Source organism: Actinoplanes oblitus, assembly GCF_030252345.1.
GTDB lineage: Bacteria > Actinomycetota > Actinomycetes > Mycobacteriales > Micromonosporaceae > Actinoplanes > Actinoplanes oblitus.
The window spans coordinates 3,359,814-3,383,133 of the sequence record NZ_CP126980.1 but is presented as its reverse complement, the minus strand read 5'-3'; the positions used below and the strand labels follow the sequence as shown (position 1 = coordinate 3,383,133).

Here is a 23,320-nt window from a genome sequence, read left to right as displayed (position 1 = left end):
AGGCGGGCCCGCCGATCCGACGCGACGCCCGGCTCCGGCCGGGTCGACAACCCGGGGAAGAGATCACCGTCGAAACCCGCTAAGTTGCCGGGCATGTCGGAACCGGCCGCCGAGGAGCGGCATGCCACCTGGCTGGAACTCTTCTTCGATCTCGTCATCGTGGCAGCGGTGGCCCAGCTCGCCCACCTCCTGCACGAGCCGGACGCCGAGCGGCTGCTGATCTTCGGGATCCTCTACTACGCGATGTGGAGTGTCTGGACCGGCTTCACCCTGTACGCGAACGTCGCCGCCAGCCGGATCCGGCTGATCACCATGCTCGGCGCGATGTTCGGGATCGCCGTGATGGCCGCCTCGGTCACCCCGCTGGTCGACGGCGACCGGCCGCAGCGGTTCATCATCGCGTACGTCGCCTGCCGGATGCTCGCCATCGCGTCGTGGAAGAAGTCGGCCGAGGTGATGACCGAGTGGCCGGGCGTGCACCAGGCGGTCGGGCTGATCCCCTGGGTGGCGTCGCTCGGCTTCGGGGCGCCGGTCCGGTACTGGCTGTGGGCGGCCGGCATCGCCTTCGACCTGGGTTACACGCTGCTGGCCGCCCGGCACCCGGACCGGCTGATCGCCGAGGAGCGCCACGAGCACGAGCAGCACCAGCGCCGGTGGGCCACCGTGCTGGCCCGGCGCAGGCCGGGGCGGGCCACCGCGCCGCCGGCGTTGCCCGAGCCGCATGCGGTGACCGCCGACCGGCCGCACCTGGGTGAGCGGCTCGGGCTGTTCGTCATCATCGTGCTCGGCGAGGCCGTGGCGCAGCTGGTGAACGAGGCCGCGGACGTGACGCTCTGGTCGTACGAAATCTGGTTTCTGGTGTTGACCGGTTTCGGTCTTCTGGTGGCGCTGTGGTGGCTGACGCTGCAGTACGGCTCGGCCGCCGCGCCGGTCTCCGGTGCCTGGACGCGGGCGCTGCGGGCGACCATGCCGGTGCACTATCTGACCACCGCGGCGATCGTGGCGATCGCGGCCGGGCTGGGCGGGCTGGCCGGCGAGGCGGAGCACGCGGATCCGGCGATGCGCTGGGTGCTGTGCGGCGGCGCGGCGCTGTACTTTCTGGTCGCCGGCCCGCTCGGGATCTCCGGCGCGGCACTGCGGTGGACGCTCGGCTGGGCGTTGCCGGCGGCCGCGGGCGCGATCCTGCTCGGCCTGACCGGCGCGCACCTGCCGGTCTGGGTGCTGGTCGCCGGGCTGCTGCTGCTCGCCCTGTGGCAGGTCGGCTACCGCCGGGTGCAGGCACGTCTGCGCTGATCAGCGGCGGTGGCCCGAGGCGGCTGGCTATGGTCGGGGCATGTTGTCGAAGACTGCTCGGCCCGTCGTCGAGGCCACCCTTCCGGTGGTCGGCGAGAACATCCACGAGATCGCGAACCGGTTCTACGCACACATGTTCGCGGCCCATCCCGAGCTGAGGGACGGCGTCTTCAACCGCGGTAACCAGGCCGAGGGCAGCCAGCCGAAATCGCTCGCCGGCTCGGTGGCGGTGTTCGCGTCCGCCCTGGTCAACCACCCGGAACGGCTGCCCGAGCGGCTGCTCACCCGGGTCGCGCACAAGCACGCGTCGCTGGGCATCCGCCCCGAGCAGTACCGGATCGTGCACGAGAACCTGTTCTGGGCGATCGCCGACGTGCTGGGCGACGCCGTCACGCCCGAGGTGGCGGCGGCCTGGGACGAGGTCTACTGGCTGATGGCCTACGCGCTGATCAACCAGGAGCGCGGCCTGTACTCGGCGCGCGGCGTCGCCCCGGAGCGGGTGTGGCGGCCGTGGCGGGTCGCCGAGAAGGTCCGGGAGACCGACGACGTGGTCACCTTCGTGATGCGCCGGATCGACGACCGGATCGTCAAGACGTCGCTGCCCGGCCAGTACGTCACCGTCCAGGCCCCGATGCCGGACGGCGTCCGCCAGCCCCGGCAGTACAGCCTGACCCGTGCCGACGACGGCGAGCACCGATACTTCTCGGTCAAACGGGTACACGGCGGCGGCAAGCCGGACGGCGAGGTGTCGAACTTCCTGCACGATCGGGTCGGCCCGGGCGACGAGCTGACCATGAGCCTGCCCTACGGCGACGTCGTCCTGGACGACAGCGGCCGCCCGGTGGTCTTCGCCTCGGCGGGCATCGGCGTCACCCCGATGGCCGGCATGATCTCCCACCTGGTGACCGCCGGCTCCCACCTGCCGGTCATGCTGCTGCACGCCGACGCGAGCGAGAGCAGCTTCCCGCTCCGCCGCCAGATCGTCGACGACCTGGCCCACCTGCCCAAGTCCGAGCTGCACGTCTGGTACGCGGACGGCCGCACCGGCACCCTGGCCACCACCGCCACGAACGCCGGCATGATGGATCTCGCGGACGTCACGCTGCCGGAGAACGCGGTCTACTACCTGTGCGGCCCACTCCCGTTCCTCAAGAACATCCGCGCCGGCCTGCTCGATCGCGGCGTCCAGCCCCGCGACATCCAGTACGAGATGTTCGGCCCCGACCTGTGGCAGGCCGACACCGAGTAACCGGCGGCGTGGGTGGCCGTACCGGAAATCGGACCGGCGGTGAGCCGGGCGGACCGTGGGTCAGAAGCGGCCTCGGTGGTAGGTGCGGCAGAGCAGGATCAGCAGGATCACCACGGCGGTCACGTTGATCGCGATCAGCACGCCGCGCGGGCCGAGGAACAGGCCCAGGAACGGCGTCGACAGGAAGGTGCCGACGCAGAGCACCGACACCGTCGGGAAGGCGCAGGCGGGCGGGTCACCGGAGCGCATCCGCCGGGCGAAGGCCGGGTCACCGGCGGACAGATGATGCTCGATGTCCGCGAGGACGCGGCGGTCTGACTCCTCCAGCACGGCTCCCCCTAGCTGGTCCCCCAGCCGGACAAAAGAGGAATAGCTGATCTGGCGCGAATTGATGCCTTAGAAGCCTATAACAGAGGGTGAGCAATAGTTCTCCGTATGTGCAGCCGAGGAGGCTGGATGACCACCGTCGCCGCGAGGCCGACCCCTGTCCGGCCCCATCCGGTCCGCCGGCAGGTGAGAGGATCCGCGCTGGCCCGGATCCTGCGCACCACCGATGCCAAGCAGATCGGCATCAACTACATGGTCACGTCGCTGATCTTCTACGTGGTCGGCGGCGTCATGGCCCTGCTGATGCGCGCCGAGCTGGCCCGGCCGGGGATGCAGATCCTGTCGCCGGAGCAGTTCAACCAGCTGTTCACCATGCACGGCACGGCCATGCTGCTGTTCTTCGCCACCCCGATCGTGTTCGCGTTCGCCAACTACGTGGTGCCGATCCAGATCGGCGCGCCGGACGTGGCGTTCCCCCGGCTGAACGCGTTCGCCTACTGGCTGTACCTGTTCGGCACGCTGATCGCGATGAGCGGCTTCGTGATGCCGGGCGGCGCCGCCGACTTCGGCTGGTTCGCCTACACCCCGCTGAGCGACTCGCTGCACTCGCCGGGCATCGGCGGCAACGCCTGGGTGGTCGGCCTGGCCATCGGTGGTCTCGGCTCGATCCTCGGCGCGGTCAACTTGATCACCACGATCCTGACCCTGCGGGCACCGGGCATGACCATGTTCCGGATGCCGATCCTGACCTGGAACATGCTGGTCACCAGCCTGCTGGTGATCCTGATCTTCCCGTTCCTGGCGGCGGCGCTGTTCGCCCTGGCCGCGGACCGGGTGATCGGCGCGCACGTCTTCGACGTGGACACCGGCGGGCCGATGCTCTGGCAGCACCTGTTCTGGTTCTTCGGCCATCCCGAGGTGTACGTCATCGCGCTGCCCTTCTTCGGCATCATCACCGAGGTCGTCCCGGTGTTCAGCCGCAAGCCGCTGTTCGGCTACAAGGGCCTGGTCGCGGCCACCATCGGGATCGCCGCCCTGTCGATGAGCGTCTGGGCGCACCACATGTACGCCACCGGCCAGGTGCTGCTGCCGTTCTTCAGCTTCCTCACCTTCATGATCGGCGTGCCGACCGGCATGAAGTTCTTCACCTGGATCGGCACCATGTGGCGCGGTCAGGTCAGCTTCGAGACCCCGATGCTGTGGGCCGTCGGCTTCCTGGTCACGTTCCTGTTCGGCGGCCTGACCGGCATCCTGCTGGCCTCACCGCCGATGGACTTCCACGTCTCCGACTCGTATTTCGTGGTGGCCCACTTCCACTACGTGCTGTTCGGGACAATCGTGTTCGCGGTGTTCTCCGGCATCTATTTCTGGTTCCCGAAGATGTTCGGCCGGATGCTCGACGAACGCCTCGGGAAGCTGCATTTCTGGCTCACCTTCATCGGCTTCCACACCACGTTCCTGGTGCAGCACTGGCTGGGCACGCGGGGAATGCCGCGGCGGTACGCCGACTACCTGCCGACCGACGGGTTCACCGGGCTGAACACGTTGTCGTCGATCGGTTCGTTCATCCTCGGCGCCGCGACGCTGCCGTTCATCTACAACGTCTGGCGGTCGTACCGGGTGGGCACGGTGGTCACCGCCCCGGACCCGTGGGGCCACGGCAACTCCCTCGAATGGGCCACCAGCACGCCGCCGCCGCTGCGCAACTTCGACACGATGCCGCGGATCCGCTCCGAGCGGCCGGCCTTCGACCTCAAGTTCCCGCACCTCGCGGCCGGTGAGCAGTCGCTGGCCGGGCCGCCCGAGGGCGGGGCGCGACCGGGCACCAGGGAGTCGGACGGCGGCGCCACCTACGCCGAGGACATCGCCTCCGACCGGGAGCGCAAGAAGAAACGCTGAGAGATGTCCGCCCACGCGCCTCGCGGTGCGTGGGCGGATTTTTTCGTACGCCCCCTCCGCGGCCTTCCGTCAGGCGGCCCCGTCGACCAGGCCGGCGATGCGGGTGACGCCCTCCACCAGGTCGGCGTCGCCGAGAGCGTAGGAGAAGCGCAGGTAACCAGGGGTGCCGAAGGCCTCACCGGGGACGACGGCGACCTCGGCCTCGTCGAGGATCAGCTCGGCCAGCTCGGCGGAGGTGGCCGGCCGGCGCCCCCGCAGCGGGCGGTTCAGCAGACCGGTCACCGACGGATAGGCGTAGAAGGCGCCCTGCGGTTCGGGGCAGACCACGCCGGGGATGTCGTTGAGCATCCGGACGATGGTCCGCCGGCGGCGGTCGAAGGCGGCGCGCATCTCGGCGACCGCGGACAGGTCACCGGTCACGGCGGCGAGGGCGGCGGCCTGTGCCACGTTGCAGACGTTCGAGGTGAGATGGGACTGCAGGTTGAGAACGGCCCCGATCAGGTCGGCGGGGCCGGTCATCCAGCCGACCCGCCAGCCGGTCATGGCGAAGGTCTTGGAGACGCCGTTCAGGATCAGCGTGCGGTCGGCCAGCTCCGGGACGAGGGCCGGCAGCGAGTGGAACTCGGCGTCGCCGTAGACCAGGTGCTGGTAGATCTCGTCGGTGAGCACCAGCAGGTCGTTGGCGACCGCCCACTTGCCGATCTCCTCGAGGCCGTCGCGGGGGTGGACGGCGCCGGTCGGGTTGGCCGGCGAACTCATCAGCAGGACCTTGGTGCGCGGGGTGCGGGCCGCCTCCAGCTGCTCGGCGGTCACCAGGTAGCCGGTGGACTCGTCGGTGCCGACCGGCACCGGGACACCGCCGGCCAGCAGGACCGCCTCCGGATAGGTGGTCCAGTAGGGCGCCGGGATCAGCACCTCGTCGCCCGGGTCCAGGATGGTGGCGAAGGCCTGGTAGACGCCCTGCTTGGCGCCGTTCGTGACGGCCACCTGGGCGGGCGTGACCTGGTGCCGGGCGGCGATCGCCTCGCGGAGCGCGGGCAGGCCGCCGACCGGGGTGTACTTGTGCGTCCACGGCTCGCGGCAGGCCTTCGCGGCGGCCTCGACGATGTAGCCGGGGGTGGGGAAATCGGGTTCGCCGGCCCCGAATCCGATGACCGGGCGGCCGGCGGCGCGTAATGCCTTCGCCTTCGCGTCGACGGCCATGGTGGCTGATTCAGCAATACTCGAAACACGTGCGGAAATGCGACCCATAACGGCGATCCTGTCAGCACCGAGCACATTGCGACAACCAATATAATTTGCGGCCCGAAACGCATTGTGCCGACGATTTTCCGTCCCTTGGGGCAGGGCGGCGCCGGGGTCGGTCGGGCGCCCCGCTCCCGGCCCGGCCGGGCCCCGGGGCCGGGGCGGCGCCGCACACCCGGCCACGCGCCCCGCTCCCGAACCGGCCGGTCCCCCGAGCCGGGACGGCGCCGCGCACCCGGCCACGCGCCCCGCACCCGAACCGGCCGGTCCCCCGAGCCGGGACGGCGCCGCGCACCCGGCCACGCGCCCCGCACCCGAACCGGCCGGTCCCCCGAGCCGGGACGGCGCCGCACACCCGGCCCGGTCGGTAGGTTGATCCGCATGGCGGGGGTTGATGTCGCGCTGCGGCCGGTCCGGGCGGCCGACTTCTGGATCCTGGAGAGACAGTCCGTCGAGCCGGACGCGGGCGGGATCTTCAACTGGTCGGGTTTCCGCGACGTGGCGGCGACCCGACGGCGCCTGACCGAGAACGGGCTGCTCGGCGAGGAGAACGGCTGCCTGGTCGTCTGGGCCGGTGACGAGGCCACCGGGACGGTGGTCTGGCGCCGGGTGCACTACGGCACCCCGAACTGGTCCTGCTGGAACATCGGCGTCTCGATCCTGCCGGAGCACCGGGCGAGGGGCATCGGCACGCGGGCGCAGATGACGCTGGTCCGCTACCTGTTCGACACGTCGCCGGTGCAGCGGATCGAGGCGCACACCGATGTGGAGAACGTCCCGGAGCAGCGGGCGCTGGCCCGGATCGGTTTCGTCCGGGAGGGGCTGCTGCGGTCCGTCCAGTTCCGGGAGGGACGCTGGCGGGACATGTACCTGTACGCGATGACGCGCCAGGACTACGGCGGCGTCACCCGGTAGTACCGGGCCCGCGCGCCAGCGGCGTCGACGCCCCGCGGCCAATCGCCGCACCCCTGGCCCAGCCGCTCAGGTGCCCACGGTGACCAGCCCGGTCTCGTAGGCGACGATGACGAGCTGGGCCCGATCCCGGACGTCCAGTTTCGCCAGGATCCGGCCCACGTGCGTCTTGACAGTGGCCAGGCTCAGCGACAGGTGCCCGGCGATCTCCGCATTCGACAGCCCGCGACCGATCAGGGTCAGCACCTCCCGCTCGCGGTCGGTGACCCCGTCGAGCAGGCGCGGAATCGGCCGGTCCGGCCGGGGCCGCCTGGCGAACTCGGAGATCAGCCGCCGGGTCACCGACGGCGACAGCAGCGACGCGCCGTCGGCGACGACCCGGATGCCGCGCATCAGCTCGGCCGGCGGCGTGTCCTTGAGGAGGAAGCCGCTGGCCCCGGCGCGGAGCGCTCCGTACACATACTCGTCCAGGTCGAACGTCGTCAGGATCAGCACCCGCACTCCCTGCAGGTCCGGGTCCGCGCAGATCTGGCGGGTGGCGTCGATGCCGTCCACGTCGGGCATCCGGACGTCCATCAGCACCACGTCCGGCCGGATCCGCGCGGCGAGCCGGACCGCCTCGGCGCCGGTGCCCGCCTCGCCGACCGTCTCGCAGTCGTCGCTGTGGTCGACGAGCACCTTGAAGCTGCCGCGCAGCAGCGCCTGATCGTCGGCGATCAGCACCCGGATCATGAACCGTCCTCCCGCTCGTGGCCCGTCACCGGCAGCAACGCCGTCACGGAGAACCCGCCGCCGTCACGCGGCCCGGCGCTGAAACTGCCGCCGTGCAGCGCCACCCGCTCCCGCATCCCGATCAGCCCGTGCCCGGCACCGCCCGCGCGGGGCGTCCGCCTGCCGTCGTCGTCGACATCGACCCGGATGTCCTCGCCGCCGACCACCACGCTGACCCGGCAGTGCGCCGGCGCCGCGTGCTTGACCACGTTGGTCACCGCCTCCTGGACGATCCGGTAGACCGCCAGCTGCACCGACTCGGAGATCGCCGCGGTCGCCGGGCGATCCACGGTCAGGGTGACCCGGGCGTCGCCCGCCGAGGCCTGCTCGACGAGCCCCGGCAGATCGTCGAGGCCGGGCATCGGCCCGTCGGGCGTCTCGTCCCGGAGCATGTCCAGCACCCTGCGCACCTCGACCATGGCTGACCGGCCGGTCTTCTCGATCACCCGCAGCGCGTCCCGGGCCTCCGCCGGATCCGTCTCGGCGACGACGTTGCCGATCGACGCCTTCACCACCATGAGCGTCACCGTGTGGGCGATGACGTCGTGCAGCTCGCGGGCCAGCCGAAGCCGCTCCGCCATCACCGCCTCCCGGCGCGCCTGGTCGCTGCGCTGGGCATTCTGCGACCGGCGCTCGCCGATCGCGAACCCGAGGATGAAGGCGGGCATGACGACCAGCATGCCGAAGAACGCGGTCAGGGCGTCCGACGGGACGTCCTCCGGCGGCCCGGCATGGTGCGTCCACAGGTCCGGCAGGGACAGACCGACGCTGATCAGAACGGCGCAGATCGTCTGGATGGTGAATCCCGGCGTGTCCCGCGAGACCGTCCCGAACGTATAGAAGGCCAGAACCAGCGGGAGGATGACACCTGGCGAGGCGAACGGCGGGATGAACTCGGTGACGAACGCGAACGAGCTGGCGGCCGTGACGATGACGGCCACCGAGGTGGGCCAGCGGCGGCGCACGGCGATCGGGAGTCCGATCGCGAGGCCGGTGAGCACCGAGACCCAGACCGGCTCGGTCGGCCGGCCGTCGCCCGGCGCCTCGAACGTGGCGGTGAGGCAGATCAGCACGGCGATCGCCGCGACCAGTGCGTCGAACGCGTACAGCTCGGCGGGGCGCAGGCGCCTGACGAGTTGAGCGACATCCATGGGCACGACCGTATCGGTCGCGGCCGGGCCGCGCGTCGGCCCACGGGCCGTCATCCCCAGGGATGACGACCACCCCGGTTTCCGGTACGACCTACCACCGTGGTCGGAACGCCAGGTGTCGTTCCTGGTCCGATGTGCGACCCACCCGCCGGACGGCATCGTTTGCCCCATGACGACACAGACGGCTGTTCTGCACGACGTGCGGGTCACCTACGGCTCGGGTGACCGGCGGCTGGTCGCCCTCGATGACGTCTCGGTGGCCTTCGAGCGCGGCACCTTCTCGGCGGTGATGGGCCCGTCCGGCTCGGGCAAGTCGACACTGCTGCACTGCGCGGCCGGGCTCGAGCGGCCGGCCGCCGGTTCGGTCACCGTCGACGGCGTGGTGCTCGACGACCTGACCGAGGACCGGCTCACCCGGCTGCGCCGCGACCGCATCGGCTTCGTGTTCCAGGCCTTCAACCTGGTCTCCGCCCTCACCGCCGAGCAGAACGTGTCTCTTCCCGCCCGGCTCGCCGGCCGCCGCCCGAAAGCCGCCGACGTCGCCGCGGCACTGGCCGAGGTCGGGCTGGCCGATCGCCGGCAGCACCGTCCGAGCGAGCTGTCCGGTGGCGAGCAGCAGCGGGTGGCGGTGGCGCGGGCACTGCTCAGCCGGCCCGCCGTGGTCTTCGCCGACGAGCCGACCGGCGCGCTGGACAGCGTGACCTCCCGGCAGATCCTGGATCTGCTCCGGCGGCTGGTCGACGAGCACGGGCAGACGGTGGTGATGGTGACCCACGATCCGGTCGCCGCCGCCCGCGCCGACCGGATCCTGTTCCTCGCCGACGGCCGGATCGTCGACGACGTCCGGCCGGCGCTGTCCCCGGAGCGGATCGCCGCCCGCACCGCGCGGCTGGTGGAGCAGTCGTGCTGAGCCTGCGCCGGGTGGCCGGTGCGCTGGTCGCCGTGACCGTCGGGATCGTCCTGGTCACCATGGCCCTGCTGCTACTCGTCGCCGGCCGGCCGGCGGTGCCGGACCGGCTGGCCGGGGCCGCCGTGATCGTTCAGGCTCCGGCCGGCCGGAGCCCCGCCGATCCGTTCCCGCCCGCCGTGCCCTGGCCCGGGTCGCACGCCGAGTGGTTGACCGAGCGGCTCGCCGAGGTGCCCGGTGTGGCGGCAGCGGTCGCCGACCGGTCCTTCTACGCGCAGGCGATCGTCGGCGGGCAGCCCTCGGAGGCCGCCGTGGTGGGCTCCGGATGGTCGTCGGCCCGTCTCGGTGGGGTGCGCCTGACCTCGGGCACCCCACCCCGGCAGGCCGGTGACGTGGTGGTGGACCAGGCTCTGGGACCGCGCCCGGGCGACCGGCTGACCCTGCTCACCGCTACCGGCCCGGAGCCGCACCGGGTGACCGGGCTCGCCGACGCGCCGGGCTTCCTGGTGCCGGACGAGGTGGCCGCGCGGCACGCGCCCGGAGTGACGGCGATCGGCCTGGTCCTGGAACCCGGTGCGGACGCCGGGGCGGTCGCCGCGGCGGCCGGCCGGATCGTCGGCGGCGACGGGCGGGTGCGCACCGGCGCGGACCGGGGCGAGCTGGAGCCACGTGGCGACGCCCGCACCCGCTGGATCGGCATGCAGGTGCTCACCGGCGTCGCGGCGCTCGCCGGATTCGTCACCGTCTTCGTGGTCGCGTCGACGTTCGCCTTCTCGGTCGCGCAGCGCCGGCGAGAGCTGGGGCTGCTGCGGACGGTCGGCGCGACGCCCCGGCAGGTGCGGCGCATGGTGTACCGCGAGGCCCTGCTGGTCGGCGCGGCCGGGGCGGTCCTCGGGGTGCTGATCGGCGCCGCGCTGGCCCCGGCCGCCGGTCACCTGCTGGTCACGTCCGGCTTCGAGCCGTCGACCTACCGGGTGCGGTACACCGCGCTGCCGATCGCCGGCGCGCTGCTGCTGGGCCCGCTGGTCGCGCTGGCCGGGGCCGGCTCGGCGGCGCGCCGGGCGGCCCGGGTGCGGCCGCTCGAGGCGCTGCGCGAGGCGGCTGTCGAGCAGCGCCGGATGAGCCGGCCGCGATGGATCACCGGCGGCCTGCTGCTGGCCGCCGGCGTCGCGCTGGCCGTCGGCACGGCCACCTCGGACGACGCTCAGGACGGGGCGAGCTTCGCCCTGTACGCCGCGATGGCGCTGGTCACCGGGATGGCCACGCTGGCACCGGCGACGATCCCACCGGTGGCGCGGCTGTGGCGCGGCGGCGGACCGATCGGCCTGCTGGTCCGGGAGAGCGCCCTGACCGCTACCCGCCGCACCGCGTCCACGGCGGCGCCGGTGCTGCTCACCGTCGCGTTCGCGGTATTGGTCTCCGGCATGGTGCGCACGTCGACGACGGCATACGCGGTCGGGCGGGCGACGGATGTCGCGACCGGCCGGGTCCTGGTGCCGGACCACACGCCGGGACTGTCCGATGCCGCGGTGGCCGGTGCCCCCGGAGCCGCGACCCTGCCGGCCACGGTGTTCGACCCGGACCGGCGGGCGCTGAGCGCGATCGGCGTCGACCCCGCCGCCTTCCTGGCGACCGATCGGGGTGCCCGGGTGGTCACCGGCGCCCTCGGCGGTCTGCGGGCCGCGGATACCACGGTGGTCACCGAGTCCGCCCATCTCGGCGTGGGCGCCGTCCAGCCGGTGACGTTCGCGGACGGGCAGCGGGTCGCGCTGCGCGTGGTCGCGGTGGTGGCCGACGGATCGATCCGCGCGGACCTGCTGCTGTCCCGGGCGACAGTGCGCCACCACGATCCGTCCGCGTTGACCTCGGCCGTCCACCTGACCGGTGACCCGGTGGCCGGCGCCGGGGCACGCGTCATCGACGTGGCCACCTGGGCCGCCGAGGCGGACCACGCCGAGGACCGGCTGGTCTGGCTGTTCACGCTGATGCTGATCGGGGTGTCCGCCGGGTACGGCGCGATAGCCGTCGCCACCACGCTGCTGATGGCCGCCGCGGGACGCGCCGCCGACCTGCGGGTGATCCGGCTGGCCGGGGCGACCCGGCGGCAGGTCGCCGGCTACCTGGCGGCCGAGTCGGTGCTGGTCGTGTCGATCGGGACGATGCTGGGCGGGCTCGTCGCATCCGGGGCACTGCTGGCCATCCGCGCCGGGCTCAGCGAGCAGGTCGGCGCGCCCGTTCCGCTGGTGGTGTCGTGGCCGGTCATCGCCGGGGTGGTCGGCCTCTGCCTGCTGCTCGGGCTGCTCGCCGGCCTGTCCGCGGCGCGCTCGGGCCGAAGGCTGCTCGGCGGCCTGTCCGCGGCACGCCCGGGCGGAAGGCTGCTCGGCGGCCTGTCCGCGGCGCGCTCGGGCAGAAGGCTGCTCGCGGGCACGCTCGGGCGGAAGTGAGCCGGGTCACCGTCACACGGCGGGCGGGGGCGGTGTCTGGTGAGCATGACAGCAGATACGCGTACCGACATCGTGGTTCTCGGCGGTGGCTATGCCGGTCTCACCGCCGCTCTTCGCCTCGCCCCGCGGCACCGGGTGACGCTGGTCGACCCCCGGGACCGGTTCGTCGAGCGCATCCGGTCGCACCAGGTGGCGGCGGGGCAGGACGGTGCGGTTCATCCGTACCGGAAGCTGCTGGCCGGCACCGGGATCCGGCATGTCGCGGGTCGCGCGGTCGCGCTCGATCCGGCCGGCCGCACGGTCGCGGTCGAGACGGGCGACGGGCACCGGCTCGACCTCGGATACCAGCGCCTGGTCTATGCCCTGGGCAGCCGCACCAGGGTTCCGGCCCTGGTCCCGGCGCCGGCCACGGCCGGCGCCACCCGGGTGTACAGCGCGGAGACCGCTGCCGCCCTGGCCGCCCGGCTGGCCGGCCGGGACGCTCCGGTGGGACGGCTCGCGGTCGTCGGCGGCGGGCTGACCGGGATCGAGATGGCCACCGAACTCGCCGAGGCGCACCCGGACCTGGAGATTCGCCTGCTCACCGCCGGCACCCTGGCCGCGACCCTCTCCGAGCCGGCCCGCGACCACCTGCGCGCCACGCTCGACCGGCTCGGCGTCGAGGTCGAGGAGGGCTCGGCAGTGGACGATCCGGACCGGGTCGACGCGGACGCCGTGCTCTGGTCGGCGGCCATGGCACCGGCCACCGAGCTGGCCGCCGAGGCGGGGCTGGCCCTCGACGAGCAGCACCGGATCCGGGTCGACGCGGCGCTGCGGTCGGTCTCCCACCCGGAGATCGTGGTGGCCGGTGACGCCGGGGCCGGCTGGCGGATGGCCTGCGCGACCGCCATGCCGACCGGTGCCCACGCGGCCGGCACCATCCTGCGGGAGGCGCGCGGTGTGCCGGCCCGGCCGTTCCACCTGAAATACGTCCTGGTCTGCATGAGTCTCGGCCGGTCCGACGGCCTCGTCCAGGTGCTGCACCGCGACGACCGGCCGCGCGACCTGGTGCTGACCGGCCGCCCGGCGGCCCGGGTGAAGGAGCTGATCGTCAGCGGCACTGCCGGCCTGCTGGGCTACGCCGGGAAGCACCCCGCCGCGCTGCGGGCGCTGCTGTTCTGACCGGCTAGCCTCGCGGCATGAGCGATGACGTGGTGAAGCAGGCGGAGCTGGTCGAGGTCCGGCCCGGGATTCACGCCTGGGTGCAGCCGGACGGGTCCTGGTGGCTGAACAACGCCGGCGCGATCACCACGCCGGCGGGGCAGCTCGTCGTCGACACGTGCGCCACCGCCACCCGGGCCCGGCGGTTCCTGGACGCGCTCGCCACGGCCACCGGCCAGGCGCCGAAACTGGCGGTCAACACGCATCAGCACGGCGACCACACCTATGGCAACAGCCTGCTTCCGGCCACCACCACCCTGATCGGCCAGGAGAAGATGCGGGAGGGCCTGCGGGTCGACCCGATCATCGACGGCTGCCCGCCGTTCTGGAGCCCGGTGCCGGACTGGGGTGACGTCCAGCGCCGCCTGCCGGACGTCACGATCACCGACGCGCTGACCGTGCACCTCGGCGACCGGCGGGTCGAGCTGCGGCACCCGGGCGGCCCGGCGCACACCACCGGCGACCTGATCGCCTGGGTCCCGGACGAGCGGGTGCTGTTCACCGGTGACCTGGTCTTCGCCGGGCTGACGCCGCTGGTCTTCATGGGGTCGGTGCCGGGTGCGCTGGCCGCTGTGGACTGGCTGGCCGGGTTCGGCCCGGAGGTGCTGGTCCCCGGGCACGGCCCGATCCTCACCGGCGACGAGATCGCGCGGGTGCTGGACGAGCACCGGCGCTACTACCGGCTGGTGCTGCGCGCCGGCGCGCACGGGACCGAGCAGGGCCTGTCCCCGCTGGACGCCGCGCGCGCCGTGGATCTGGGCGAGTTCGCCGGCTGGGCGGACGCCGAGCGGATCGTGCTCAACCTGCACCGGTACTACGCCGACCGGGACGGCACGGAGCTGGACCTGATCGCCGCGTTCTCGGACGCGGTGGCGTACCACGGCGGGCCGCTGCCCACGCACGTCTGATCCGGCACCTGGCCGCCCGGGGTCACCAGGGGATGGTGCCCTCGTCGTCGAAGAAGGCGCCGGTCGGGCCGCCGTCGGGCAGCGTCGCCAGGCGGATCGCGGCCACCGCGCCCTGCTCCGGGGTCCGGTGGCCGCGGAAGCCGTTCAGGTCCGTCGCGCAGTAGCCCGGGCAGGCCATGTTGATCAGGATGTTCGTGTCGCTCAGCTCCTTGGCGTACTGCAGGGTGACGGCGTTCAGGAAGGTCTTCGACGGCGAGTAGGCGGCGGCGATCGGGCCGGTGTCGTCGCCGGCCGCGCTCTGCCGGGTCAGCGAGCCGACAGTGCTCGACATGTTGACGATCCGGGGCGAGGCCGACCGGCGCAGCAGCGGCAGCATCGCGTTGGTGACCCGGATGACGCCGATGACGTTGGTCTCGACGACCGTCCGGATGATCTCCGGGTCGACCCGGGTCGGCTCCTGCGGCATGCCACCGGTGATGCCGGCGTTGTTGACCAGCACGTCCAGGCGGCCGAAACGCTCCTCGATCAGCGCGGCGGCCGCCGTCACGCCGGCGTCGTCGGTCACGTCCAGCGGCACACCGAACGCGTCCACCCCGGCGGCCCGCAGCTTCGCCACCGCGGCGTCCCGCCGTTCCGCGTCCCGGGCGCCGACCCCGACGGTCATCCCGAGACCGCCGAGCCCGGCCGCGATCTCGTAGCCGATCCCCTTGTTCGCGCCGGTGACCAGTGCGATCGTTCGTTCACTCATGCTGGTGATCCTGTCCGCGCCCGGCTCGCGGCGCCAACACCGATCGGGTAGCGCCCGATACCCGCCGGGTATCAGACGTAGCCTTTGTCCCCATGGAGACGCGGGAGTTGCGGTATTTCGTCGCGGTGGCCGAGGAGGAGCACTTCGGGCGGGCGGCGCAGCGGCTCGGGATGGCGCAGCCGCCGCTGTCCCGGGCGATCAGCCAGCTGGAGCGGCGGCTCGGCGTCGGGCTGCTGGAGCGGACCAGCCGCGGGGCGAGGCCGACCGAGGCCGGCCGGGTGCTGCTGCGGGAGGCGCGGGCGGTGCTCGACGCCGTCGAGGCGGCCGAGCGGCGTACCCGGCGGGCGGCGTCCGGTTCCCCGGCCCTGGTGCTGGTCGCCAAGGCGGGCGCGTCCAGCGAGCTGCTCGCGAAGCTGCTCGACGCCTATGCCGGCGAGCCCGAGGCGGTCCCGGTCGACGTGGTGCTGTGCGGGGTCGGCGAGCAGGAGCGGCTGCTGCGCGACGGGCGGGGCGACGTGGCGCTGCTGCATCAGCCGTTCGACGCGACCGCCGGGTTCGACGTGGAGCGGCTGGGCACCGAGGGCCAGGTGGTGGTGCTGCCGGCCGGGCATCCGCTGACCGCTCGCGATCACGTGCGGATGGCCGACTTGGAGGATCTGCCCGGCCTGCCGCTCCCCCGCTGGCCGTGCCCGGACGGCAGCTATCCGGACGGGCCGGGACCGCGGGTCCGCGACCAGACCCAGCTGATGCAACTGGTCTCGCTGGGCCGGGCCTGCGTGGTCATCCCGGAGTCGGCCCGGGTGCAGCTGCGCGACGGGCTGGCCGCCGTCCCGGTGCTGGACGCGCCGCTGGTGACCACGGTGATCGCCTGGCCGCCGCACAGCCGTTCCCGCGCGCTGGCCGCGCTGGTCCGGACCGCGACGCGCCTCTGACAGGTCCGGTCCGGATCAGACCCGCCCACCGGCGCGCGGTCCGCTTGGCGGAGCGGTCCACCCGCTTCCGGTACGCACGGAGCGCTCCCGCCGTACCGAAGCATGCCGCAACTGCCGGGCCGGGCCGCCGGCCGGGGGATCTCAGGAGGCGGCCGAGTCGTCGAGCAGGCGGCGCACCTCGCGCTCGTCGCCGCGTTTCGGCGCCTCGCCCTTCTCGTACTTGTCCAGCAGCCGCGGGTCGACGTACGAGGCCCGGGCCACCGCCGGGGTGTTGCCGAGCTTGTCGGCGACCTCCCGCATGGCCTGCGCGACGACCTTGCGCCGCTTGGTCCTGGTGGGTTGCGGGCCGGCCTCGGCGAGTTCCGCGGCGGCCGTCACCGTGCCGTGCCAGGTGCGGAAGTCCTTCGCGGTCATCGGGGCGCCGCTGATCTCCCGCAGGTACTCGTTGACGGCGTCGGCGCGGATCTCCTGCCAGGCCCGCACCGAGGAGTTCCAGTAGGCGAACAGCCGGTCCTCGCCGCGCCGGCGGCGCTTGAGCGCGCCGAGGACCTCGGCCACCTCGCCGTCGTCGACGACCCGCTCGTGCTCCACGCCCGACTTGCCGCGGAACTTCAGCATCATCTCGCCGCCACGGCGCAGGACATGCTCCGGGCGCAGCGTCGAGAGCCCGTAGGACGGGTCCTCGTCGCGGCTCGCCGAGGCGTCCCCGCCGACCCGGAACATGCCCAGGTCGAGCAGCCGGACGATGGCGGCGAGGACCCGCTCCCGGGTCAGGCCGCGACCGGTCAGGTCGGAGCACAGTCGGTCACGGATCTTCGGGAGGCGGCCGGCCACCTCCCGTACCCGATCGAATTTCTGCTCGTCGCGGGCCGTGCGCCAGGCGTCGTGGTAGCGGTACTGCTTGCGCCCGGCCGCGTCGATCCCGGTCGCCTGGATGTGCCCGCGCGGGTCCGGGCAGATCCAGACGTCCGTCCAGGCCGGTGGGATGGCCAGGCTCTTGATCCGGTCCAGCGTCTCCCGATCGCGGACCGGGGTGCCGGCGGGGTCCAGGTAGCGGAAACCGCTACCGGACCGCCGCCGGCTCAGGCCGGGCTTCTTCAGTACGCTTCGCCGCAACCGCTGACCCACGCGTCCCGCCTCTCCCGCTGTCCGGCCTGGCAGAACTGGTCAGGCGACGCTGGCCGGGAACCGCTCCCAGACCCGGTGCGCCGCCATCAGCTGCTGCACGGCGGCCAGCACCCCGGTGGCGGTGTCGTGGGTGACCACGCCCGGGGTCTCGGCCAGGCCGATCCGGTTCAGCAGCTCCGCGCCGGGACCCCAGCCGCCGATCGCCTTGGCGTGCCGCCAGCACTCGTCGATCATCAGGTTGACCCGCGGGTCGACGGCAGCGGTACGCGGCGCACCGGCCTTCTCGTCCCGGGCCGGGATCGCGTCCGGGGCCGGTACCGGCGCGGCGGCCAGCAGCAGCGCGTCGAACTCGATGGACCGGGCGGTGGCGAAGGTGCGCTGCACGGTCAGCCCACCCACCTTGCCGCCGTGCGGGGCGATGATCAGCGGAACCATGCCGGCCCCGGCGATCGCCTCGCGGACCTCGGCCACCCCGTCCAGGTCGGTGTCGTCGACGACGATGCCGACGATCCGGCCGTCGGCCGGCCACTGGTGGCCGACCTGGGACAGCGCCGGGCTCGGCGTGACCTGGGGCAGTTCGATGGTCGGCGCCGGCACGGGCAGGCCGAGACCGGTGGCCACCTGCTCGCAGAGCACCGGGTCGATGTTGGCCAGGCACTGCAGCTGGCGTTCCCGGATCTCCTGGTGGTAGCACTTGCCGAGCTCGAAGGTGTACGCCCGGATGATGTGTTCCTTCTCGATCGGCGACATGCTCTGCCAGAACAACCGCACCTGGGTGTAGTGGTCCTTGAAGGAGACCGGCAGGTCACGCACCTTCGGCGCCTCGGTCACCACGACCGGCACGTCGAGGAAGGCGTTCTCCTTGTCCCCCGCTTCGAACGGGTTGCCGCCGTCCAGCGAGTTCGGCCGGTACGGCGCCACCCCGCCGTGCACCGCCTGCTGGTGGAAGCCGTCCCGGAGCATGTCGTTGACCGGCGCGTGCGGCCGGTTGATCGGGATCTGGTGGAAGTTCGGCCCGGCCAGCCGGGTGAGCTGCGTGTCCAGGTAGGAGAAGAGCCGGCCCTGCAGCAGCGGGTCGTTGGTGACGTCGATGCCGGGCACCAGGTTGCCCAGGTGGAACGCGACCTGCTCGACCTCGGCGTGGAAGTTGGTGGGCGTCCGGTTGAGCACCAGCTTGCCGACCGGCTGCACCGGGGCGAGCTCCTCCGGCACGATCTTGGTGGGGTCGAGCAGGTCGATCCCGGCGAACGTCTCCTCCGGAGTGTCCGGGAAGACCTGCAGGCCCAGCTCCCACTCCGGGTACGCACCGGCCTCGATGGAGTCGTACAGGTCGCGGCGGTGGTAGTCCGGGTCGACGCCACCGGTCAGCTGGGTCTCCTCCCAGACCTGGGAGTGCACGCCGAGCTTCGGCTTCCAGTGGAATTTCACCAGCACGGTCTCGCCGGCGTCGTTGACCAGCCGGAACGTGTGGACGCCGAAGCCCTCCATCATCCGGTACGAGCGCGGGATGCCCCGGTCCGACATGTTCCACATGGTGTGGTGCTGCGCCTCGGTGTGCAGCGAGACGAAGTCCCAGAACGTGTCGTGCGCGCTCTGCGCCTGCGGGATCTCCCGGTCCGGGTGCCACTTGGCGGCGTGGATGATGTCCGGGAACTTGATCGCGTCCTGGATGAAGAACACCGGCATGTTGTTGCCGACCAGGTCGAACGTGCCCTCGTCGGTGTAGAACTTGGTGGCGAAGCCGCGGGTGTCGCGGACCGTGTCGGCCGAGCCACGCGAGCCGAGCACCGTGGAGAACCGGACGAAGACCTGGGTCTCCTTGCCCTTGTGCTTGAGGAACCCGGCCCGGGTCAGGTCCGCCGCGGTCCCGTAACTGGTGAACACGCCGTGCGCGCCGGCGCCGCGGGCGTGCACCACCCGCTCCGGGATGCGTTCGTGGTCGAAGTGCGTGATCTTCTCGCGGAAGTGGTGGTCCTGCAGCAGGATCGGACCGCGCGGCCCGGCCTTCAGCGAGTGGTCGGTGTCCCGCAGCCGGGCCCCCTGCGCGGTGGTCAGGAAGGCACCCTGCTGGGCGTGCGAGACCGGCGGCACCCCGGTCTCGGCGCCGGTCGGCGTCCGGGTGTCCGGCTGCCCCTGCTCGTGTTTCGGCGGCAGCGGCTCGGCCGGGGTGGTCGGTTCGTCGATCGTCGGGGTGCCACTGCCCGGCTTGCCGGGCACGTCGGGCTTGGTGCCGCCGGTCACCGCGTCCACGGCAGCCTCCGCGGCATCCTTGATCACTTCGGCGGGCGTTCGGGATTCCATCCGGACAAACTCCTCGATAAAGGCGATGCGGCCGTCCTCGCATACCCGAGCCGGTCGACGGCAAACTGGAATCGCCCCAAACAAAGCGCCGGCCGGATCAGGGCTTGAGAACGACCTTGATGCAGCCGTCCTTCTTCTTCTTGAAGATCTCGTAGGCGTGCGGCGCCTCCTCCAGGGGCAGCCGGTGGGTGACCAGGTCGTCCACCCCGAGCGGATCCGCGTCCCCGTCGAGCAGCGGCATGATGTCGTCCACCCACCGCTTCACGTGCGCCTGGCCCATCCGCAGCGTCACGCCCTTGTCGAACAGGTCGAACATCGGGATCGGGTCGGCGTTACCGCCGTAGACGCCGATGATCGAGACCGTCCCGCCCCGGCGTACCCCCTCGAACGCGGTGCGCAGCGCGGCCATCCGGTCCACACCCGCCTTCTCGATCGCCGTGCGGGCCAGCGGGTCGGGCAGCACGGTGGCCGCCTTCACCATCGCCGACTGCACCGGCGAGCCGTGCGCCTCCATGCCGACCGCCTCGATCACGCTGTCCGCGCCGCGGCCGTGGGTCAGCTGCAGCACCTCGTCCGCGGTGCCGACCACCTCGATGCCGTGCCGCTCCGCCATCGCGATCCGCTCCGGCACGTCGTCGATGGCGAACACCCGGGACGCCCCGAGGTGCCTGGCGATCCGCGCGGACATCTGCCCGATCGGCCCGAGCCCGGTCACCAGCACGGTGTTGCCCGGCTCGACGTCCGCCCACTTGACCGCCTGCCACGACGTGGTCAGCACGTCGGAGAGGAACAGGTAGCGCTCGTCCGGCGCGCCGTCCGGCACCTTGATCGGCCCGAACTGCGCCTGCGGCACCCGCAGGTACTCCGCCTGGCCGCCGGGCACCTGTCCGTAGAGCTTGGTGTAACCGAACAGCGCCGCGCCCTTGCCCTGCTCCCTGACCTGGGTGGTCTCGCACTGGGCGAAGAAGCCGCGCCGGCACATCCAGCAGTGCCCGCAGGAGATGTTGAACGGGATCACCACCCGGTCACCCGGCCGGATGTGGGTGACCTCGGCGCCGACCTCCTCGACGATGCCCATCGGCTCGTGGCCGAGCACGTCACCCTTGTCGATGAACATGCCGAGGACGTCGTACAGGTGCAGGTCCGAGCCGCAGATGGCGGTGGAGGTGATCCGTACGATGGCGTCGGTCGGCTCGTGAATCGTCGGGTCGGGGACCGTTTCCACGGACACCTTGCCGGTGCCCTGCCATGTCAGTGCTCGCATGCCCTGCTGCATGCCCCGGCCGGCCGGGTTAATTCATGAACTCCCGCAACTTGCCGAGCGCGCCGGTCAGCAGCCGTGACACATGCATCTGGGACACCCCGATCTTTTCGCCGATCTGGCTCTGGGTGAGGTTCCCGTGGAAGCGCAGCGCGATGATCTGCTGCTCCCGCTCGGTCAGCCGGGCCAGCGCGGGCCCCAGGGTGATGTGCAGCTCGGTCAGCTCGAAGCCGGGGTCGACGCCGCCGATGGAGTCGCCCAGCTCGGCGTCGCCGTCCGGGCCGATCGGCGTGGACAGTGAGGCCGGCCGGTACGCGTAGGCGCCCTCCAGCCCCTCGATCACTTCCTCCTCGCCGATCCCCAGGTGGGTGGCGATGTCCGCGACCGTCGGCACCCGGCCCAGCCGCTGGACCAGCTCACCGCGCGCCCGGTTGATCGCCATGTTGAGTTCCTGGAGCCGGCGCGGCACCCGGATGTTCCACATCCGATCCCGGAAGTGCCGCTTCAGCTCGCCCAGCACGGTCGGGATGGCATAGCTGGCGAAGTCGCCGCCACGCTCGGGCTCGAAGCCGTCCACCGCCTTGATCAGGCCCACCGTGGCGACCTGGACGAGGTCGTCGCTGTCCTCGCCACGGTTGGCGTACCGCCGGGCCAGCCGCCGGGCCATCGGCAACCAGGCGTTGATCACCCGTTCGCGCAGCACCGGCCAGGCCGGGTCCGACCGGGACGTCGCGGCCAGCTCTTCCAACGAGGGATCGTCGAGGTCGGCGAACGGAACTGCGGACGAGCGCATGACTTCCCCCTCACGCGGGCGGGGCTCGCGCGTGTGCCGGTTCTCCGCGGCCAGAGACGCAACCCGATGCCCTGGAGCGCACCTGGATGGTTCTCGGCACCCTGTTTGACCGATTGCCCGAACCCTAGCCGGGCAGGCTATGGAGCGCCAGCCGAAAGTATGAGGTCATGCAGATAGCACCCATTAGTTTGAACGGTGCGACTTTAGGGAATCGGCGCCAGCCACACTGCACCGCGACAGGGAGACAGGCAGATGGAGTTCGACTGCACGATCGAACGGCGCGACGATCGGGTCGTCGTCGTGCCCGAGGGAGACATCGACGCCGACAGCGCCGCCGTGCTCCGCCAGGTCCTGCGGCAGGCCGTGGAGACGACCGGCTTCGCCCACCTGGAGGTGGACCTGCACAAGGTCGCCTTCCTCGACTCCATCGGCCTCGGCGTCTTCGTCGCGGCCCGCAAGGCCGCCGAGGCACACGGCCTCTCCTTCCGGCTGCGCGACTTCGGCCCGATGGTCCGCATGCTGCTCCAGGTCACCCATCTGGAGGAGACCCTCACCGGCGAGCCCGCCACCAACCCATAGATCAACCCCCCATTCGGGTACGCCCCGAGCGCACCGCCACGGGCCGCTCCGCACCGGAGCGGCCCGCCGTAAATCCCGCACCGCCGAGCGCGGCACCGTGGCAGGATCCCACCGTGCAGCGGATCAACGAACGTCTCGTCAACTGGGCCAGCCTCATCGAGCCCGAGACCCTCCAGCAGGCCGAGAAGGCGTCCCGGCTGCCCTTCATCCACCCGCACATCGCCCTGATGCCGGACGCCCACCTGGGCAAGGGCGCCACCGTCGGCTCGGTCATCCCGACGCTCGGCGCGCTGATCCCGGCCGCGGTCGGCGTCGACATCGGCTGTGGCATGGCGGCGGTGCGCACCCAGTACCGGGTCGAGGACCTGCACCCGGACCGGAGCCGGCTGCGGCTGGCCATCGAGCGCGCCATCCCGCTCTCGGCCGGCGGCTACAACAGCCGGCTGACCGACTCGGCCCGCGAACGGGTCGGGCGGCTCAGCGCCCAGGCGAGTTTCGACCCGGCCGCCTACGCGCGGAACTGGCAGCTCCAGCTCGGCTCGCTGGGCAGCGGCAACCACTTCATCGAGGTGTGCCGGGACGAGCACGGCTGGGTGTGGTTGTTCCTGCACTCCGGCTCGCGCGGGGTCGGCAACAAGATCGCCAGCCACCACATCCGGGTGGCCCAGGACCTGATGACCCGGCGCGGCATCAGCCTGCCCGACCGGGACCTGGCCTATCTCGAGGAGGGCACCGAGGAGTTCGACGCCTACCTCACCGAGCTGCGCTGGGCGCAGAACTTCGCCCTGGCCAACCGGGACGAGATGATGGACCGGCTGATCGCGTGCTTCGCCGAGTTCGTCGGCGGCCCGGTCGAGCAGCGCGAGCGGGTGCAGTGCCACCACAACTACACCGAGCAGGAGACCCATTTCGGCAAGCGGGTCTGGCTGTCCCGCAAGGGCGCGATCAACGCGGAGAAGGGCCGGGCCGGCCTGATCCCCGGCTCGATGGGCGACGCCTCCTACGTGGTGACCGGCAAGGGCGACGCCACCTCGCTGAACTCCTCGCCGCACGGGGCCGGTCGGGCGTACTCCCGGTCGAAGGCTCGCAAGACCTTCACCCGCGACCAGCTCCGCACCGCGATGAAGGGCATCGAGTTCCGCGACACCGACGCCTTCCTCGACGAGATCCCGCAGGCCTACAAGCCGATCGACGTGGTCATGCGGGACGCCACCGACCTGGTCGAGATCCGGCACACCCTGCGCCAGCTGGTGAACGTCAAGGGCGACTGAT

Annotated in this window: 20 protein-coding genes; 11 read left to right on the top strand and 9 right to left on the bottom strand. The window is 72.1% G+C overall.

Features of this window, described 5'->3' with window-relative positions; translation table 11 throughout:
* Positions 1–93 precede the first annotated feature (93 nt).
* Both Actob_RS15100 and Actob_RS15095 read left to right on the top strand, forming a co-directional pair.
* Positions 94–1,293 carry a low temperature requirement protein A gene (locus Actob_RS15100; RefSeq protein WP_284920808.1) on the top strand — a complete coding sequence of 400 codons (1,200 nt, stop codon included), beginning with the start codon at positions 94–96 and terminating at the stop codon, positions 1,291–1,293.
* 40 nt (positions 1,294–1,333) lie between these two features.
* The gene (locus Actob_RS15095; protein ID WP_284920807.1) at positions 1,334–2,542 is read left to right on the top strand and encodes a globin domain-containing protein; all 1,209 of its coding nucleotides are present in this window, start codon (positions 1,334–1,336) and stop codon (positions 2,540–2,542) included.
* A gap of 60 nt (positions 2,543–2,602) precedes the next feature.
* Here the strand turns inward: Actob_RS15095 and Actob_RS15090 are convergent, their stop codons facing one another.
* Positions 2,603–2,872 (bottom strand): DUF3040 domain-containing protein, encoded by a 270-nt coding sequence (locus tag Actob_RS15090; protein ID WP_284920806.1) that lies wholly within the window; start codon positions 2,870–2,872, stop codon positions 2,603–2,605.
* Positions 2,873–2,998: 126 nt separating this feature from the next.
* Here Actob_RS15090 and ctaD point away from each other — a divergent pair, with 126 nt between their 5' ends.
* Positions 2,999–4,768 (top strand): aa3-type cytochrome oxidase subunit I, encoded by a 1,770-nt coding sequence (ctaD, locus tag Actob_RS15085; protein WP_284920805.1) that lies wholly within the window; start codon positions 2,999–3,001, stop codon positions 4,766–4,768.
* A gap of 69 nt (positions 4,769–4,837) precedes the next feature.
* On the opposite strand, the gene Actob_RS15080 is transcribed toward ctaD, so the two are convergent.
* Entirely contained in the window at positions 4,838–5,971 is a 1,134-nt protein-coding gene (locus tag Actob_RS15080; protein ID WP_284920804.1) for a pyridoxal phosphate-dependent aminotransferase, read from the bottom strand.
* 423 nt (positions 5,972–6,394) lie between these two features.
* Between Actob_RS15080 and Actob_RS15075 the strand changes: the two genes are divergently transcribed.
* Entirely contained in the window at positions 6,395–6,928 is a 534-nt protein-coding gene (locus Actob_RS15075) for a GNAT family N-acetyltransferase (RefSeq protein ID WP_284920803.1), read from the top strand.
* A gap of 66 nt (positions 6,929–6,994) precedes the next feature.
* Here Actob_RS15075 and Actob_RS15070 read toward each other — a convergent pair whose 3' ends face one another.
* Positions 6,995–7,657: a response regulator gene (locus Actob_RS15070; protein WP_284920802.1), complete on the bottom strand. Its 663-nt coding sequence runs from the start codon at positions 7,655–7,657 to the stop codon at positions 6,995–6,997.
* Positions 7,654–8,847, bottom strand: a complete 1,194-nt coding sequence (locus Actob_RS15065; RefSeq protein ID WP_284920801.1) for a sensor histidine kinase — start codon at positions 8,845–8,847, stop codon at positions 7,654–7,656. Before Actob_RS15065 ends, Actob_RS15070 begins: the two co-directional genes overlap by 4 nt.
* Before the next feature lie 169 nt (positions 8,848–9,016).
* Here Actob_RS15065 and Actob_RS15060 point away from each other — a divergent pair, with 169 nt between their 5' ends.
* Genes Actob_RS15060 through Actob_RS15045 form a run of 4 tightly spaced genes read left to right on the top strand, consistent with a single transcriptional unit; the run spans position 9,017 to position 14,306 of the window.
* The gene (locus Actob_RS15060) at positions 9,017–9,757 is read left to right on the top strand and encodes an ABC transporter ATP-binding protein (protein WP_284920800.1); all 741 of its coding nucleotides are present in this window, start codon (positions 9,017–9,019) and stop codon (positions 9,755–9,757) included.
* Entirely contained in the window at positions 9,751–12,198 is a 2,448-nt protein-coding gene (locus Actob_RS15055) for an ABC transporter permease (protein ID WP_284920799.1), read from the top strand. Before Actob_RS15060 ends, Actob_RS15055 begins: the two co-directional genes overlap by 7 nt.
* Positions 12,199–12,243: 45 nt before the next feature.
* Complete coding sequence (locus tag Actob_RS15050) at positions 12,244–13,359, top strand: NAD(P)/FAD-dependent oxidoreductase (protein ID WP_284920798.1); 1,116 nt, start codon at positions 12,244–12,246, stop codon at positions 13,357–13,359.
* A 17-nt stretch (positions 13,360–13,376) separates the two neighbouring features.
* The gene (locus Actob_RS15045; protein WP_284920797.1) at positions 13,377–14,306 is read left to right on the top strand and encodes an MBL fold metallo-hydrolase; all 930 of its coding nucleotides are present in this window, start codon (positions 13,377–13,379) and stop codon (positions 14,304–14,306) included.
* A 22-nt stretch (positions 14,307–14,328) separates the two neighbouring features.
* On the opposite strand, the gene Actob_RS15040 is transcribed toward Actob_RS15045, so the two are convergent.
* On the bottom strand, positions 14,329–15,054 hold the full coding sequence (locus Actob_RS15040; protein WP_284920796.1) for an SDR family oxidoreductase: 726 nt from the start codon (positions 15,052–15,054) through the stop codon (positions 14,329–14,331).
* A 92-nt stretch (positions 15,055–15,146) separates the two neighbouring features.
* Between Actob_RS15040 and Actob_RS15035 the strand changes: the two genes are divergently transcribed.
* Positions 15,147–15,986, top strand: coding sequence for a LysR family transcriptional regulator (locus Actob_RS15035; RefSeq protein ID WP_284920795.1), 840 nt, complete (start codon positions 15,147–15,149; stop codon positions 15,984–15,986).
* Positions 15,987–16,127: 141 nt separating this feature from the next.
* On the opposite strand, the gene Actob_RS15030 is transcribed toward Actob_RS15035, so the two are convergent.
* The 4 genes from Actob_RS15030 to Actob_RS15015 form a co-directional block, all read right to left on the bottom strand.
* On the bottom strand, positions 16,128–17,102 hold the full coding sequence (locus Actob_RS15030) for a DNA topoisomerase IB (protein ID WP_284920794.1): 975 nt from the start codon (positions 17,100–17,102) through the stop codon (positions 16,128–16,130).
* A gap of 51 nt (positions 17,103–17,153) precedes the next feature.
* Positions 17,154–19,415: a catalase gene (locus Actob_RS15025; protein WP_284920793.1), complete on the bottom strand. Its 2,262-nt coding sequence runs from the start codon at positions 19,413–19,415 to the stop codon at positions 17,154–17,156.
* Between the two features lie 97 nt (positions 19,416–19,512).
* Entirely contained in the window at positions 19,513–20,679 is a 1,167-nt protein-coding gene (locus Actob_RS15020; RefSeq protein ID WP_284920792.1) for a zinc-dependent alcohol dehydrogenase, read from the bottom strand.
* 28 nt (positions 20,680–20,707) lie between these two features.
* Entirely contained in the window at positions 20,708–21,469 is a 762-nt protein-coding gene (locus Actob_RS15015) for a SigB/SigF/SigG family RNA polymerase sigma factor (protein ID WP_284920791.1), read from the bottom strand.
* A gap of 252 nt (positions 21,470–21,721) precedes the next feature.
* Here Actob_RS15015 and Actob_RS15010 point away from each other — a divergent pair, with 252 nt between their 5' ends.
* Both Actob_RS15010 and Actob_RS15005 read left to right on the top strand, forming a co-directional pair.
* Positions 21,722–22,048, top strand: coding sequence for an STAS domain-containing protein (locus tag Actob_RS15010; protein WP_284920790.1), 327 nt, complete (start codon positions 21,722–21,724; stop codon positions 22,046–22,048).
* Positions 22,049–22,161: 113 nt separating this feature from the next.
* The gene (locus Actob_RS15005) at positions 22,162–23,319 is read left to right on the top strand and encodes an RtcB family protein (protein ID WP_284920789.1); all 1,158 of its coding nucleotides are present in this window, start codon (positions 22,162–22,164) and stop codon (positions 23,317–23,319) included.
* Position 23,320 lies beyond the last annotated feature (1 nt).

What these genes read in the sequence shown, in the direction of transcription:
- Actob_RS15095 (WP_284920807.1), top strand. Translation starts at nt 1,334, where the DNA reads ATGTTGTCGAAGACTGCTCGGCCCGTCGTCGAGGCCACCCTTCCGGTG.
- Actob_RS15035 (WP_284920795.1), top strand. Translation starts at nt 15,147, where the DNA reads ATGGAGACGCGGGAGTTGCGGTATTTCGTCGCGGTGGCCGAGGAGGAG.
- Actob_RS15060 (WP_284920800.1), top strand. Translation starts at nt 9,017, where the DNA reads ATGACGACACAGACGGCTGTTCTGCACGACGTGCGGGTCACCTACGGC.
- Actob_RS15100 (WP_284920808.1), top strand. Translation starts at nt 94, where the DNA reads ATGTCGGAACCGGCCGCCGAGGAGCGGCATGCCACCTGGCTGGAACTC.
- Actob_RS15040 (WP_284920796.1), bottom strand. Translation starts at nt 15,054, where the DNA reads ATGAGTGAACGAACGATCGCACTGGTCACCGGCGCGAACAAGGGGATC.
- Actob_RS15045 (WP_284920797.1), top strand. Translation starts at nt 13,377, where the DNA reads ATGAGCGATGACGTGGTGAAGCAGGCGGAGCTGGTCGAGGTCCGGCCC.
- Actob_RS15080 (WP_284920804.1), bottom strand. Translation starts at nt 5,971, where the DNA reads ATGGCCGTCGACGCGAAGGCGAAGGCATTACGCGCCGCCGGCCGCCCG.
- ctaD (WP_284920805.1), top strand. Translation starts at nt 2,999, where the DNA reads ATGACCACCGTCGCCGCGAGGCCGACCCCTGTCCGGCCCCATCCGGTC.
- Actob_RS15065 (WP_284920801.1), bottom strand. Translation starts at nt 8,847, where the DNA reads ATGGATGTCGCTCAACTCGTCAGGCGCCTGCGCCCCGCCGAGCTGTAC.
- Actob_RS15020 (WP_284920792.1), bottom strand. Translation starts at nt 20,679, where the DNA reads ATGCGAGCACTGACATGGCAGGGCACCGGCAAGGTGTCCGTGGAAACG.
- Actob_RS15050 (WP_284920798.1), top strand. Translation starts at nt 12,244, where the DNA reads ATGACAGCAGATACGCGTACCGACATCGTGGTTCTCGGCGGTGGCTAT.
- Actob_RS15075 (WP_284920803.1), top strand. Translation starts at nt 6,395, where the DNA reads ATGGCGGGGGTTGATGTCGCGCTGCGGCCGGTCCGGGCGGCCGACTTC.
- Actob_RS15025 (WP_284920793.1), bottom strand. Translation starts at nt 19,415, where the DNA reads ATGGAATCCCGAACGCCCGCCGAAGTGATCAAGGATGCCGCGGAGGCT.
- Actob_RS15015 (WP_284920791.1), bottom strand. Translation starts at nt 21,469, where the DNA reads ATGCGCTCGTCCGCAGTTCCGTTCGCCGACCTCGACGATCCCTCGTTG.
- Actob_RS15010 (WP_284920790.1), top strand. Translation starts at nt 21,722, where the DNA reads ATGGAGTTCGACTGCACGATCGAACGGCGCGACGATCGGGTCGTCGTC.
- Actob_RS15070 (WP_284920802.1), bottom strand. Translation starts at nt 7,657, where the DNA reads ATGATCCGGGTGCTGATCGCCGACGATCAGGCGCTGCTGCGCGGCAGC.